The organism is Citrobacter sp. Cf088, assembly GCF_030334295.1.
Lineage (GTDB): Bacteria > Pseudomonadota > Gammaproteobacteria > Enterobacterales > Enterobacteriaceae > Citrobacter > Citrobacter freundii.
Genome location: NZ_JAOWEE010000057.1, coordinates 223,425 through 237,073 on the forward strand (window position 1 = coordinate 223,425; position 13,649 = coordinate 237,073).

Here is a 13,649-nt window from a genome sequence, read left to right on the forward strand (position 1 = left end):
TCAGTTGGTAGAGCAGTTGACTTTTAATCAATTGGTCGCAGGTTCGAATCCTGCACGACCCACCAATCGCTAAGGTGGAATGCGATTGTAAAACGTGAAGGATAACGTTGCGTAAGCAACGGCCCGTAGGGCGAGACGAAGTCGAGTCATCCTGCACGACCCACCACTAACTACAGTTAGTAAGTAGTATCCAGCGTAGTATCGGGTGATTAGCTCAGCTGGGAGAGCACCTCCCTTACAAGGAGGGGGTCGGCGGTTCGATCCCGTCATCACCCACCACTCGGGGCGTTAGCTCAGTTGGTAGAGCAGTTGACTTTTAATCAATTGGTCGCAGGTTCGAATCCTGCACGCCCCACCAATTTATTGGTGGTACCGAGTAAAAATTTTCAGGTTATACCCGAGCGGGTCGTTAGCTCAGTTGGTAGAGCAGTTGACTTTTAATCAATTGGTCGCAGGTTCGAATCCTGCACGACCCACCAATCGCTAAGGTGGAACGCGATTGTAAAACGTGAAGGATAACGTTGCGTAAGCAACGGCCCGTAGGGCGAGGCAAAGCCGAGTCATCCTGTACGACCCACCATCCTGAAAGTATAAAGAAGTAAACCCCATAAGGGGGCGTTAGCTCAGTTGGTAGAGCAGTTGACTTTTAATCAATTGGTCGCAGGTTCGAATCCTGCACGCCCCACCAGTGTAAAAAAGCGCCCTAAAGGCGCTTTTTTGCTATGCGCAGGATTTCATGATTCGAACCTGCAGCAGGTTCGGGTCGAACGAAGTGAGACAACGGAGCCGTTTACGGCGATGGCCCGAAGGGCGAGCGTAGCGAGTCATCCTGCACGCCCCACCAGTGTAAAAAAGCGCCCTAAAGGCGCTTTTTTGCTATGCGCAGGATTTTTTGATTCGAACCTGCTTGCCTGATGCCTTCGCTTATCAGTCCTACAGACGACACTATTCACGTAGGCCGGATAAGACGTCAGTCGCCATCCGGCATTCATCACACGCAATTATTGTGACTTTCTTACGCCAATCCGCTATCTTGTTTAGCATATAAAACAAATCTAACCGAATACGGCGTGCGTCACGCTTTTAATCGGTTATTTCGTTAAGCTAGTAAAACGAGAAAGCAAGATGAGCGTGATGTTTGATCCAGAAGCAGCAATTTATCCGTTTCCGCCGAAGCCAGCCCCGCTGAGTGTGGATGAAAAGCAATTTTATCGTGAAAAAATCAAGCGCCTGTTGAAAGAGCGTGATGCCGTTATGGTCGCGCACTATTACACCGATCCTGAAATTCAGCAATTGGCCGAAGAGACCGGTGGCTGTATTTCTGATTCTCTGGAGATGGCGCGGTTCGGCTCAAAACATTCTGCCTCTACGCTGTTGGTTGCAGGAGTGAGGTTTATGGGGGAAACCGCCAAAATCCTCAGCCCGGAAAAGACCATCCTGATGCCGACCTTACAGGCGGAATGTTCATTAGATCTGGGTTGTCCGATTGATGCTTTCAGCGCGTTTTGCGATGCGCATCCTGATCGTACTGTGGTGGTTTACGCCAATACCTCCGCTGCCGTTAAAGCACGTGCGGACTGGGTCGTCACGTCCAGTATCGCGGTAGAACTTATTGAGCACCTTGATAGTTTAGGTGAAAAAATCATCTGGGCTCCGGACAGACATCTGGGCAACTACGTGCAAAAACAGACCGGTGCAGACGTTCTTTGTTGGCAGGGGGCCTGTATCGTCCACGACGAATTTAAAACTCAGGCTTTAACACGCATGAAGGGGCTTTACCCTGATGCTGCGGTGTTGGTGCACCCGGAGTCCCCTCAGTCTATCGTTGATATGGCCGATGCGGTTGGCTCAACCAGCCAGTTAATCAACGCAGCTAAATCGTTACCGCATCAACAGCTGATTGTGGCGACTGACCGGGGCATTTTTTACAAAATGCAGCAGGCCGTTCCGGATAAAGAATTACTTGAAGCGCCGACGGCTGGCGAAGGGGCAACCTGTCGCAGCTGTGCGCATTGTCCGTGGATGGCGATGAACGGCCTCAAGGCGATTGCTGAGGGCCTGGAACAAGGCGGAGCGGCTCATGAGATACATGTTGATGCTGCGCTGCGAGAAGGGGCGTTGTTGCCGTTAAACCGCATGTTGGAATTTGCGGCTACACTTCGAGCTTAATTAATTTTTTTTGCTCTGGGGGAAAAGATGGACTTTTTTAGCACGCAGAACATTCTGGTACATATTCCGATCGGCGCTGGCGGTTACGATCTGTCGTGGATCGAAGCTGTGGGGACGATCGCCGGGTTGCTGTGTATTGGTCTGGCGAGCCTTGAGAAAATAAGCAATTACTTCTTCGGCCTGATAAACGTCACGCTGTTTGCGATTATCTTCTTTCAGATCCAGCTCTATGCAAGCCTGTTGCTGCAAGTTTTCTTCTTTGCCGCCAACATCTACGGCTGGTATGCCTGGTCCAGGCAAACTAACCAGCATGAAGCGGAACTGAAAATTCGCTGGCTGCCGTTACCAAAAGCGATCGGCTGGCTGGCGGCTTGCGTGGTAGCGATCGGTCTGATGTCGGTCTATATCGATCCGGTCTTTGCATTCCTGACCCGCATTGCGGTGAACATTATGCAGGCATTAGGATTACAGGTTGTTGTGCCTGAGTTGCAACCCGATGCATTCCCGTTCTGGGACTCCTGCATGATGGTGTTGTCGATTGCGGCGATGATCCTGATGACGCGCAAATACGTCGAAAACTGGCTGCTGTGGGTGATCATTAACGTAATAAGCGTAGTGATTTTCGCCCGACAAGGCGTATATGCCATGTCGCTGGAGTATATGATCCTGACGGTTATCGCCCTGAATGGTAGCAGGATGTGGATTAACAGCGCGCGTGAGCGGGGTTCCCGCGCGCTGTCCCATTAATGGTGATGATGTGAATGGCCGGACACGCCTTGGTACAGGTGGCAGTCCGGCCCATTGCACGGCTGATACTCCATCTGGATCGTCGCGTGTTCAATCTGGTAGTGATGGATAAGGAAATGCTGAATACGTTCCAGCAGGGCGTCATGATCGTGCGGCGGGATCACCTGCACATGCAGCGTCATTACCGGTTTTTCACCCACCATCCAGACATGGACATGGTGCACATTGCGGACTTCGGGGATATCCCGGCTGAGATGGCGCTGCAGTGCGGCAATATCCAGCGTCAGCGGGGCACCTTCCAGTAATTCGTTAACGCTATCCTTTAACAGTCGCCAGGCGCTGCGCAGTACCAGCACGGAAACCAGAATCGAGAGAATCGGGTCCGCAGGCGTCCAGCCCGTCCAGATAATAATGAGCGCAGCGATGATCGCTCCGACCGAGCCGAGTAAATCGCCCATCACATGTAGTGCCGCGGCGCGGACGTTCAGGTTTTTCTCCTCACTGCCGCGGTGTAGAACCCAAAAAGCCAGCACGTTGGCGAGTAAACCCGCGATAGCTATAACCATCATCATGCCGCCTGCCACGGGGCGGGGCGTATGAAAGCGCTCAATGGCTTCCCAGACGATTAAAATAGTGATCACGACCAATGCGATGGCATTAACAAACGCGGCCAGTGTCGTGAGCCTCAGCCAGCCGAAGGTGTGTCGTATTGTGGGCGGTCGATGGGAAAACCGGACGGCCAGCAGCGCGAAAAGGAGCGCTGCGGCATCAGTGAGCATATGTCCGGCATCAGCCAACAAGGCCAGTGAACCTGAAAGTATTCCACCTACCACTTCAACCAACATAAATCCGGCTGTAATGCAGAATGCAAACATCAAGCGGCGGGCATTATTGTCCTTGGGTTGCTCAGAGGAATTATGAGTATGCGAGTGCGCCATTATGCCATCCCTTTGTTATTCTCATCTTTACTGTATGCCATCATACCGTTTTTGGGATGATAAAATTAAAAAGGAGAGCTATTGCTCTCCCGTTATTAGCTTTATTTTCAGCGTTACTGCGTAGTGCCATCAGTTTTTGTCTCGGCATCATTATTAATGCCGTTTCCGGTCTCAACCTTCTTATTCACATCAGGGCAGCGACCGTCCTTACACATGGTGTTTTTGTGCATCTCGTCTTTGGTCATCCCTTCATGGTTCATTGATGAACCGTTCGGGTGCAGCATTGTGCCACCCGAATTCACGTTACTGTTGTCAACGTTATTTGGTGCCACGTTTTCGCGTGCGTCTGGGGCGACCTGACCGGCATCCGCCGAGGAATTTGCCTGGCCGTTGTTGGACTGCGTATTGGTTTCAGCAGCCAGCGCCGCGCCGCTGGCGAGGCTGAGTGTAGCGGTAAGAAAGAGTGAAGCCAGCTTTGTCATATGCATAATATGCTCCTGTTATGGTCGATATGTCGGATAACGTCTTCCAACAGTGCATGTGCCAGTTACATCATCAATATGTGGTTAATAGTTTTGCTTGAGAAATTAAACCCAGCATAGAATCTTGAAATTTATGGAAATTAAAGCTGTTACAGTTATAAATTGTAGGTTGGATCTCGTTTTTCGCTACTTTATTGCGTTTTTTTGGCCAATTCCAGGATTAATCCGTCCAAAGTGTAAAACCCCGTTTACACTTTATGACTGAAGATATAGATTGGAGGGATTGCATTCATTTATATAAGTATGGCAACGCTGGAATAATCATGAATTATCAGAACGACGATTTACGCATTAAAGAGATCAACGAGTTATTACCGCCAGTCGCATTGCTGGAAAAATTCCCCGCTACTGAAAATGCCGCAAACACGGTGGCTCATGCCCGTAAAGCGATTCATAAAATTCTGAAAGGAAGCGATGATCGCCTGTTAGTGGTAATTGGGCCGTGCTCTATTCATGATCCGGCAGCCGCTAAAGAGTACGCCGCCCGCCTGCTGGCGCTGCGCGAAGAGTTAAAAGGCGAGCTTGAAATTGTCATGCGCGTCTATTTTGAAAAACCGCGAACCACCGTCGGCTGGAAAGGGCTTATCAACGATCCGCACATGGACAACAGCTTCCAAATCAACGATGGGCTGCGCATTGCACGTAAATTGCTGTTGGATATCAACGATAGCGGATTGCCGGCTGCGGGTGAGTTCCTCGATATGATCACGCCGCAATACCTCGCCGACTTGATGAGTTGGGGCGCGATTGGGGCTCGTACCACCGAGTCTCAAGTACACCGCGAGCTGGCATCAGGTCTGTCTTGCCCGGTTGGTTTTAAAAACGGTACCGATGGCACGATCAAAGTTGCGATTGATGCAATCAACGCAGCAGGGGCGCCACACTGCTTCCTGTCTGTGACCAAATGGGGTCATTCAGCGATCGTGAATACCAGCGGTAACGGCGATTGCCATATTATTTTGCGCGGCGGCAAAGAACCTAACTACAGCGCTCAGCACGTTGCCGACGTGAAAGAAGGTCTGATCAAAGCAGGGCTCTCTGCACAAGTGATGATCGACTTTAGCCATGCCAACTCCTGCAAGCAGTTCAAAAAGCAGATGGATGTTGCGAAAGACGTTTGCGGACAAGTCGCTGGTGGAGAAAAAGCGATTATTGGCGTGATGATCGAAAGCCATCTGGTCGAGGGTAATCAGAACCCGGATAGCGGCGAGCCGCTGACCTACGGTAAGAGCATCACTGACGCCTGCATTGGCTGGGAAGACACCGATGCGGTCTTACGCCAGCTGGCAGAAGCAGTAAAAGCACGCCGCGGGTAAAAACGCATCCGGGCTACGCTCGGTAGACCGGATAAGGCAACGCCACTATCTGGCAATAAAAAAGCGTGGAGCATTCCACGCTTTTTTCGTTTGACCCGGGATGAAAATTACTTCGCTTTACCCTGGTTCGCAACGGCGGCCGCTTTTGCTGCGATCTCGTCAGCGTTACCCAGATAGTAGTGTTTGATCGGTTTGAAGTTTTCGTCGAACTCATATACCAGCGGTACGCCGGTCGGAATGTTCAGTTCAAGGATCTCATCTTCGCCCATGTTATCCAGGTATTTAACCAGCGCACGCAGAGAGTTACCATGAGCGGCGATAATCACACGCTCACCGCTTTTCATGCGCGGCAGAATGGTTTCGTTCCAGTAGGGGATAACGCGATCGATGGTCAGCGCCAGGCTTTCGGTAACCGGTAACTCTTTGTCGGTCAGCTTCGCATAACGCGGATCGTGACCCGGATAACGCTCGTCATCTTTGGTCAGTTCCGGTGGCGTTACCGCAAAGCCGCGACGCCATTGTTTAACCTGCTCGTCACCGTATTTTTCAGCGGTTTCAGCTTTGTTCAGACCCTGCAGCGCGCCGTAATGACGTTCGTTCAGTTTCCAGGATTTCTCAACCGGCAGCCAGGCCTGATCCAGTTCGTCCAGTACGTTCCACAGGGTGTGGATGGCACGTTTCAGCACAGAGGTATAAGCAAAATCGAAGCTGTAGCCTTCCTCTTTCAGCAGTTTACCTGCCGCTTTTGCTTCGCCCACACCTTTCTCGGACAGATCAACGTCATACCAACCGGTAAAACGGTTCTCGTTGTTCCACTGACTTTCACCGTGACGTACCAGAACCAGCTTAGTTACAGCCATACACTCACTCCTATAAATCATATTGAATGATAATAATTCTCATTATATTGCCGTAATGCGTCAGCGGCAATCCTTACGCATAACCATAGCGAAAATAGCGCCACAGTGTAAGGTTCTTGTGAACTCAAGGTTGCGATTTTGTCTTTGAACGGTGGGGATTTGAGCGGTTCTACTGTGATAAACAAGCAACAGGCCCGATACGTTACGTCATCGGGCCTGGGAGGGGGAACGATTAGGCTGGAATAAACCGGTATTCCGTCACGCTGGCGTACTCTTCGCCAGGACGCAGGAAGCAGTCTGGCTGCGGCCATTCCGGATGGTTCGGGCTGTCCGGCAGGAACTCGCTTTCCAGCGCCAGACCTTGCCAGTCGGCGTAGGCATCAGGACCACGGGATGGCGTACCGCCGAGGAAATTCCCGGAATAAAACTGTAATGCCGGGGCGGAGGTGTAGACCTCCATCTGCAGTTTTTCATCCTGGGACCACAGTCGAGCGACCGGCGTATGCGTATTGCCCTGTGCCTGGAGCAGGAAGGCGTGATCGTAACCTTTTACCTTGCGCTGATCGTCATCGGCAAGAAATTCACTGCTGATGATCTTAGGCGTACGGAAATCGAAAGTGCTACCAGCGACGGATTTCAGTCCGTCGTGCGGGATGCCCATTTCATCAACCGGCAAGTACTCGTCGGCGAGGATTTGCAGCTTGTGTTGGCGCACATCCGTTTTGTCACCGTCGAGGTTGAAATAAACGTGATTCGTCAGATTCACCGGGCAGGGCTTATCGACCGTGGCGCGGTAGGTTATCGAAATACGATTATCGTCAGTCAGGCGATACTGCACGGTAGCGCAAAGATGGCCAGGGAAGCCCTGATCGCCATCGTCAGACGTTAAGGCGAACAGCACCTGGCGGTCATTTTGATTGACTATCTGCCAGCGACGTTTGTCAAAACCGTCCGGCCCGCCGTGCAGCTGGTTGTCGCCCTGACTTGGTATTAATTCAACGGTTTCGCCAGCAAAGGTATAACGGCTGTTGGCGATACGGTTCGCGTAGCGACCAATCGAAGCCCCCAGAAATGCAGCCTGTTCCGGGTATTGTTCCGGGCTGGCGCAACCGAGTAATGCTTCGCGCACGCTATCATCGCTGAGCGGAATACGTGCAGAGAGTAGGGTCGCGCCCCAGTCCATCAGCGTGACCACCATCCCTGCGTCATTACGCAGGGTGAGCAGGCGAAACGGCTGGCCGTCCGGAGCCTGCACGGGGATTTCGTTTAACATTGTCCGGCTCCTTGAGAAGGTTTGCAGACGTAGAATGTTTCTTTAATTCCAGTTTTTGCTTCGTACTGCTCAGCGACAGCTTGCTGTACGGCAGGCACCAAGTCTTGCGGGATCAGCGCCACGATACAGCCGCCGAAGCCGCCGCCGGTCATGCGTACACCGCCTTTATCGCCAATGGTCGCTTTGACAATCTCAACCAGCGTATCAATTTGCGGCACGGTAATTTCAAAGTCATCGCGCATTGAGGCGTGAGATTCCGCCATCAGTTGGCCCATACGCAGCAGGTCGCCTTTTTCCAGCGCCTGTGCTGCTTCAACGGTACGCGCATTTTCCGTGATCACGTGGCGAACGCGTTTGGCGACAATCGGATCCAGCTCGTGGGCGACGGCGTTAAACGCTTCAAGGCTAACATCACGCAGCGCTGGTTGCTGGAAGAAACGTGCGCCGGTTTCACATTGTTCACGACGGGTGTTGTATTCGCTACCGACCAGCGTACGTTTAAAGTTACTGTTGATGATCACCACCGCTACGCCCTCAGGCATAGAAACTGCTTTGGTGCCAAGCGTTCGGCAGTCGATCAGTAGCGCATGATCTTTCTTACCAAGTGCCGAGATCAACTGATCCATAATGCCGCAGTTACAGCCGACAAACTGGTTTTCAGCTTCCTGACCGTTCAGGGCAATCTGCGCGCCGTCGAGCGGCAGATGATAGAGCTGCTGGAATACCGTACCCACAGCGACTTCCAGCGAGGCAGAAGAACTTAACCCCGCGCCCTGTGGGACGTTACCGCTGATCACCAGATCAGCACCGCCAAAGGCGTTATTGCGCTTTTGCAGATGTTTCACTACGCCACGCACGTAGTTTGACCACTGCTGGCTGTCGTGGGCGATAATCGGCGCATCAAGCGAGAACTCATCAACCTGATTGTCGTAATCAGCGGCGATCACGCGGACTTTTCGATCGTCGCGTGCCGCACAACTGATAACGGTTTGATAGTCGATGGCGCAAGGCAGAACGAAGCCGTCGTTATAATCGGTATGTTCGCCGATCAGGTTTACACGACCCGGTGCCTGAATAGTATGGGTGGCAGGGTAGCCAAATGTTTCTGCAAACAGAGATTGTGTTTTTTCTTTCAGACTCATTATTTAAACTCCGGATTCGCGAAAATGGATGTCGCTGACCGCACGCAGTCGTTCAGCCGCTTGTTCTGCCGTCAGGTCGCGCTGGGTTTCTGCCAGCATTTCATATCCGACCATAAATTTACGCACGGTCGCGGAACGCAGCAGCGGCGGATAAAAGTGTGCATGCAACTGCCAGTGTTGGTTTTCTTCACCGTTAAACGGTGCGCCGTGCCAGCCCATGGAGTAGGGGAATGAACACTGGAACAGATTGTCGTAACGACTGGTCAGTTTTTTCAACGCCAGCGCCAGGTCAGCACGCTGTTCGTCGCTCAAATCGGTAATACGCTGCACATGCGCTTTCGGCAGCAGCAGCGTTTCGAACGGCCACGCGGCCCAGTAAGGTACAACCGCCAGCCAGTGCTCGGTTTCAACGACCGTACGGCTGCCATCCGCCAGTTCTCTCTGGACGTAATCAACGAGCATCGGTGCGCCTTGTTCGGCGAAGTATGCTTTCTGCAGGCGATCTTCACGTTCGGCTTCGTTAGGCAAAAAGCTGTTGGCCCAAATTTGTCCGTGTGGGTGCGGGTTCGAGCACCCCATCGCTGCGCCTTTATTCTCAAATACCTGCACCCAGGGATAGGTTTTCCCTAAGTCTTCGGTCTGCTCCTGCCACGTTTTTACGATTTCTGTCAGTGCAGGGACGCTGAGTTCCGGCAACGTTTTGCTGTGATCGGGTGAGAAGCAAATCACGCGGCTGGTACCGCGCGCGCTCTGGCAGCGCATCAACGGATCGTGACTGTCCGGCGCGTCCGGGGTATCGGACATCAACGCCGCAAAGTCATTGGTAAAGACATAGGTCCCGGTGTAATCCGGGTTTTTGTCGCCGGTAACGCGCGTATTGCCAGCGCACAGGAAGCAGTCCGGGTCATGTGCAGGTAGTACCTGCTTAGACGGAGTTTCCTGCGCCCCTTGCCACGGGCGTTTGGCGCGATGCGGTGATACGAGGATCCACTGCCCGGTGAGCGGGTTAAAACGGCGGTGTGGATGATCGACAGGATTGAATTGCGTCATGATTGGTCCTTAATCCGAATATCCCTGTGGGTGGCGTGACTGCCAGTGCCATGTATCTTGTGCCATTTCATCCAATGTGCGGGTCACGCGCCAGTTGAGCTCGCGATCGGCTTTGCTGGCATCAGCCCAGTAGGCCGGAAGATCGCCTTCACGGCGCGGGGCGAAGTGGTAATTCACCGGTTTACCACAGGCTTTGCTGAAGGCGTGGACCACGTCCAGCACGCTGCTGCCGATGCCTGCACCGAGGTTATAAATATGCACACCCTGAATGCCTGCCAGTTTTTCCATGGCGGCAACGTGGCCGTCGGCGAGATCCATCACATGGATGTAGTCGCGTACGCCGGTGCCATCTTCAGTAGGGTAGTCATTGCCAAATATGGCAAGAGACTCGCGGCGGCCAACCGCAACCTGCGCGATGTAAGGCATCAGGTTGTTTGGAATACCTTGCGGATCTTCCCCCATATCTCCTGACGGATGAGCGCCAACAGGGTTAAAGTAGCGCAGCAGGGCAATGCTCCAGTCGGGCTGAGCTTTTTGCAGATCGGTCAGGATCTGTTCCACCATCAGCTTGCTTTTGCCGTACGGACTTTGTGGCGTGCCGGTGGGAAAGCTTTCAACGTAAGGAATTTGCGGCTGATCGCCATAGACGGTCGCGGAGGAGCTGAAAATGAAGTTTTTCACGTTGGCTGCGCGCATTGCATTCACCAGACGCAGAGTGCCGTTGACGTTGTTGTCATAGTACTCCAGCGGCTTGGCAACGGATTCTCCAACGGCTTTTAAACCGGCAAAATGGATGACCGTATCAATGGCATGATCGTGCAGAATTTCGGTTATCAGCGCTTCGTTACGGATGTCTCCTTCCACGAAGGTCGGATGCTTGCCGCCTAAACGCTCAATGACGGGCAGTACGCTGCGCTTGCTGTTGCAGAGATTATCCAGGATCACCACCTCGTGACCGTTTTTCAGCAACTGCACGCAAGTGTGGCTTCCAATGTAACCGCTACCACCTGTAACCAATACTCTCATAATTCGCTCCGTTAAGCCTATGGTATGCAATAACCATAGCATAACAAAGATGCGAAAAGTGTGACACGGAATAAATTAGTGGAATCGTTTACACTCCAGGGTTTTCACTCGATGCTGCTGGTTACTTTATTATAAATCATTATGTTAGGTTGTTATTTCAGCGATTGTCTGAAAAAAAAGCAGAAAAAAGGGCGTGATAAACGCCCTGGCATGAAAATTAACGCAGAGAAGTTTGTCGATAGCCGTAGATATCTTCCTCGGGTACAAACTCTAGCCGATGGGTAATGCAAGCTGGGGCATCTTCGGCGTGATGAGAGACGAACAAAAGCTGAGTTTCGCCTTCACCGATCAGGACATCCACAAACCGACGGATCAGTTGGCGGTTGAGCGGATCTAACCCTTGCAAGGGTTCATCGAGGATCAGCAATGTAGGATGTTTCACCAGAGCACGAACAATCAAGGCCAGTCGCTGCTGTCCCCAGGAAAGACTATGAAATGGTGCATCCGCGGTACGTTTATCGATGCCAAGAATATCCAGCCACTGTTGTACCAGCTTGTGCTGCCTGTCGGAGACGGCCTGATAAATGCCGATTGAATCGAAATAACCGGAGAGAATAACGTTGCGAACTGTCGTACTTACCCGGTAATCCAAATGCAGGCTGCTGCTGACATAGCCAATGTGTTTTTTGATATCCCAGATAGTTTCACCGCTGCCCCGGCGTCGGCCAAACAGGGTCAAGTCGTTGCTATATCCCTGGGGATGATCGCCGGTGATTAAACTGAGCAGGGTTGATTTCCCCGCACCGTTGGGGCCGACGATTTGCCAGTGTTCTCCCGGATTTACCCGCCAGCTCAGATGATGCAGGATAGGGCGATCGTTATACGAGACGGTGCCATCGTTAAGCACAATGCGCGGCTCGTTATCTGACAATGTGTGGCGTACTGAAGGCTCATCCGGCTCGGGTAACTGGATGCCTTCCAGCCGCTCGCTATGGGCAAGCTGAGCGATTAATGCCTGTTGCAGAAGGTCGATTTTTGCGCCGGTTTCCGTCAGTGTGCAATCGGCAAGCACGCCGGCAAACTGCACGAATTCGGGAATTTCATCAAAGCGATTAAGCACCAGTACCAGCGTTAAGCCGGCCTGGTGCAGCTCATCGAGCAGTTCTGCTAACTGGCTACGGGACGCGACGTCCAGCCCGTCAAAGGGTTCATCAAGGATCAGCAAATCTGGCGTGGACATTAATGCCTGGCAGAGCAGAGTTTTGCGTGTTTCACCGGTGGAAAGGTATTTGAAACGCCTGTTGAGTAGGGCTGAAATGCCAAATTGCTGCGCCAGCGCAGCGCAGCGGGCGGGATCGTTGACCTCATCCTGAATGATTTCTGCGGTGGTGCGCCCTGTGTCGTCTTCACCGGGACTAAGAAGATCGGTGTTGTTCCGCTGCCACTCGTCGCTGACCAGCTTTTGGAGCAGCTCAAAGGAGAGTCGGGTAATACGTGTGAACTGGCAGCGGCGTTCGCCTTTCAGGAGCGGCAACTCGCCCGCCAGCGCGCGGGCCAGCGCAGATTTCCCGCTACCATTAGAGCCAACAAACGCCCAGCTATCACCCGCGTTTAACGTCAACGCATCTAACTGGAGCGTTTTTATGTCGCTAAGACGAAACGTGCCTTGCGAAATTTGCAACGATGACATTTTGTATCCCATTATTTGCAGCGATGAATAACAGGGATACGTGTTCTTCGGGATGATGTCAATCAACTCAGCACAGTGTGGCGATAATCACTCTATCAGCATTAAAATATGCTGTGACGTTAGCGCCTTCAGTTAATGTGTGGGTCTGATCTATCGGCAACGTCGCGCAGAGCGTCTGGCCATCTGGCAACGTCATCAGCACTTCACACTGTTCCGCACCGCGTTCAATATGGCTAATCGTGCCCTGCAACTGGTTATCTGCAGCCTGAGCGATAGCGTCGTCCTGAGTGATTCCCACCCACGGCGCTTTCAGCAAAATCAGTACTTCTTTGCCTTCCTCAAGACCCAGACGCTCGCCGCTTTGCGCAGTGATTGCCACTTTCAGGCGCGTTTCGCCATCGGCCAGCAGGACGTCAACATGCTGCTGGACCTGATCGTAGTCGCGAGCGGTAATGGTGCCAAACCACTGGTTACGGGCGCTGGTTTGCAGTGAAAAACGCGAGATAGCTGCCAGCAGGCTGTTGAGCGGTAGCGCATCGTCATCGCTCAAAACATCAAAAGCTTTTTGTTGGATTTGCGCCAGTAAATCATATAACTGGATTAAACGTTGGCCATAGCGCGTTAACACCGCGCCACCGCCGCCTTTACCGCCTGTGGCACGTTCAACCAGCGTCTGCTCGCTGAGCTGGTTCATTTCGTTAATCGCATCCCAGGCGCTTTTGTAGCTGATACCTGCATCCTTCGCGCCCTGACTGATGGAACCGGAAAGCGCAATGTGCTTAAGCAGAGAAATGCGACGGGGATCAGCAAACAGTTTTTGCTGAAGTTTCAGCGTAAGAAGGATTTCGGCCTGCATCACAAGCTCCTGGCAAAAAAGGGTATTGTGACGGAAAACC

Annotated in this window: 12 protein-coding genes, 4 tRNA genes and 2 other RNA genes; 9 read left to right on the forward strand and 9 right to left on the reverse strand. The window is 52.4% G+C overall.

Features of this window, described 5'->3' with window-relative positions; genetic code table 11:
- From OGV71_RS22095 to pnuC, 8 genes are all read left to right on the forward strand, one after another.
- A non-coding RNA gene (locus OGV71_RS22095) (RtT sRNA) lies at window positions 1-166 on the forward strand.
- 37 nt (window positions 167-203) lie between these two features.
- A tRNA-Val gene (locus tag OGV71_RS22100) sits at window positions 204-279 on the forward strand.
- Window positions 280-282: 3 nt separating this feature from the next.
- Window positions 283-358, forward strand: a tRNA-Lys gene (locus OGV71_RS22105).
- Between the two features lie 45 nt (window positions 359-403).
- Window positions 404-479: transfer RNA gene (locus OGV71_RS22110), tRNA-Lys, on the forward strand.
- Window positions 480-612: 133 nt separating this feature from the next.
- Window positions 613-688: transfer RNA gene (locus OGV71_RS22115), tRNA-Lys, on the forward strand.
- A 22-nt stretch (window positions 689-710) separates the two neighbouring features.
- Window positions 711-844, forward strand: a non-coding RNA gene (locus OGV71_RS22120) — RtT sRNA.
- A gap of 281 nt (window positions 845-1,125) precedes the next feature.
- Window positions 1,126-2,169, forward strand: coding sequence for a quinolinate synthase NadA (gene nadA, locus OGV71_RS22125; RefSeq protein ID WP_003837113.1), 1,044 nt, complete (start codon window positions 1,126-1,128; stop codon window positions 2,167-2,169).
- A 27-nt stretch (window positions 2,170-2,196) separates the two neighbouring features.
- Window positions 2,197-2,916: a nicotinamide riboside transporter PnuC gene (gene pnuC / locus OGV71_RS22130; RefSeq protein ID WP_071696415.1), complete on the forward strand. Its 720-nt coding sequence runs from the start codon at window positions 2,197-2,199 to the stop codon at window positions 2,914-2,916.
- On the opposite strand, the gene zitB is transcribed toward pnuC, so the two are convergent.
- Complete coding sequence (zitB, locus tag OGV71_RS22135; protein WP_071698437.1) at window positions 2,913-3,854, reverse strand: CDF family zinc transporter ZitB; 942 nt, start codon at window positions 3,852-3,854, stop codon at window positions 2,913-2,915. The genes pnuC and zitB overlap by 4 nt on opposite strands.
- A 113-nt stretch (window positions 3,855-3,967) precedes the next feature.
- Window positions 3,968-4,342 (reverse strand): YbgS-like family protein, encoded by a 375-nt coding sequence (locus OGV71_RS22140; protein ID WP_003022994.1) that lies wholly within the window; start codon window positions 4,340-4,342, stop codon window positions 3,968-3,970.
- Between the two features lie 317 nt (window positions 4,343-4,659).
- Here OGV71_RS22140 and aroG point away from each other — a divergent pair, with 317 nt between their 5' ends.
- Entirely contained in the window at window positions 4,660-5,712 is a 1,053-nt protein-coding gene (aroG, locus tag OGV71_RS22145; protein ID WP_003022997.1) for a 3-deoxy-7-phosphoheptulonate synthase AroG, read from the forward strand.
- A 107-nt stretch (window positions 5,713-5,819) separates the two neighbouring features.
- Here the strand turns inward: aroG and gpmA are convergent, their stop codons facing one another.
- From gpmA to modE, 7 genes are all read right to left on the reverse strand, one after another.
- Window positions 5,820-6,572 (reverse strand): 2,3-diphosphoglycerate-dependent phosphoglycerate mutase, encoded by a 753-nt coding sequence (gene gpmA / locus OGV71_RS22150; RefSeq protein WP_003022999.1) that lies wholly within the window; start codon window positions 6,570-6,572, stop codon window positions 5,820-5,822.
- Between the two features lie 232 nt (window positions 6,573-6,804).
- Window positions 6,805-7,845, reverse strand: a complete 1,041-nt coding sequence (gene galM / locus OGV71_RS22155) for a galactose-1-epimerase (RefSeq protein WP_048219294.1) — start codon at window positions 7,843-7,845, stop codon at window positions 6,805-6,807.
- A complete protein-coding gene (gene galK / locus OGV71_RS22160) occupies window positions 7,839-8,987 on the reverse strand; it encodes a galactokinase (RefSeq protein WP_032942744.1) in 1,149 nt (382 codons plus the stop codon). The genes galM and galK overlap by 7 nt, the downstream gene beginning before the upstream one ends.
- A gap of 3 nt (window positions 8,988-8,990) precedes the next feature.
- The gene (gene galT / locus OGV71_RS22165) at window positions 8,991-10,037 is read right to left on the reverse strand and encodes a galactose-1-phosphate uridylyltransferase (protein ID WP_192465509.1); all 1,047 of its coding nucleotides are present in this window, start codon (window positions 10,035-10,037) and stop codon (window positions 8,991-8,993) included.
- Between the two features lie 9 nt (window positions 10,038-10,046).
- A complete protein-coding gene (gene galE / locus OGV71_RS22170; protein WP_003837100.1) occupies window positions 10,047-11,063 on the reverse strand; it encodes a UDP-glucose 4-epimerase GalE in 1,017 nt (338 codons plus the stop codon).
- A 217-nt stretch (window positions 11,064-11,280) separates the two neighbouring features.
- On the reverse strand, window positions 11,281-12,753 hold the full coding sequence (gene modF, locus OGV71_RS22175; RefSeq protein WP_204583859.1) for a molybdate ABC transporter ATP-binding protein ModF: 1,473 nt from the start codon (window positions 12,751-12,753) through the stop codon (window positions 11,281-11,283).
- A gap of 67 nt (window positions 12,754-12,820) precedes the next feature.
- Window positions 12,821-13,609 (reverse strand): molybdenum-dependent transcriptional regulator, encoded by a 789-nt coding sequence (modE, locus tag OGV71_RS22180; protein WP_204583857.1) that lies wholly within the window; start codon window positions 13,607-13,609, stop codon window positions 12,821-12,823.
- Window positions 13,610-13,649: the final 40 nt, after the last annotated feature.

Bases quoted from the DNA above. Each gene is read 5' to 3' on its own strand.
- modE (WP_204583857.1), bottom strand. From the start codon at position 13,609: ATGCAGGCCGAAATCCTTCTTACGCTGAAACTTCAGCAAAAACTGTTT.
- galK (WP_032942744.1), bottom strand. From the start codon at position 8,987: ATGAGTCTGAAAGAAAAAACACAATCTCTGTTTGCAGAAACATTTGGC.
- nadA (WP_003837113.1), top strand. From the start codon at position 1,126: ATGAGCGTGATGTTTGATCCAGAAGCAGCAATTTATCCGTTTCCGCCG.
- gpmA (WP_003022999.1), bottom strand. From the start codon at position 6,572: ATGGCTGTAACTAAGCTGGTTCTGGTACGTCACGGTGAAAGTCAGTGG.
- pnuC (WP_071696415.1), top strand. From the start codon at position 2,197: ATGGACTTTTTTAGCACGCAGAACATTCTGGTACATATTCCGATCGGC.
- galT (WP_192465509.1), bottom strand. From the start codon at position 10,037: ATGACGCAATTCAATCCTGTCGATCATCCACACCGCCGTTTTAACCCG.
- galE (WP_003837100.1), bottom strand. From the start codon at position 11,063: ATGAGAGTATTGGTTACAGGTGGTAGCGGTTACATTGGAAGCCACACT.
- aroG (WP_003022997.1), top strand. From the start codon at position 4,660: ATGAATTATCAGAACGACGATTTACGCATTAAAGAGATCAACGAGTTA.
- modF (WP_204583859.1), bottom strand. From the start codon at position 12,753: ATGTCATCGTTGCAAATTTCGCAAGGCACGTTTCGTCTTAGCGACATA.
- OGV71_RS22140 (WP_003022994.1), bottom strand. From the start codon at position 4,342: ATGCATATGACAAAGCTGGCTTCACTCTTTCTTACCGCTACACTCAGC.
- zitB (WP_071698437.1), bottom strand. From the start codon at position 3,854: ATGGCGCACTCGCATACTCATAATTCCTCTGAGCAACCCAAGGACAAT.
- galM (WP_048219294.1), bottom strand. From the start codon at position 7,845: ATGTTAAACGAAATCCCCGTGCAGGCTCCGGACGGCCAGCCGTTTCGC.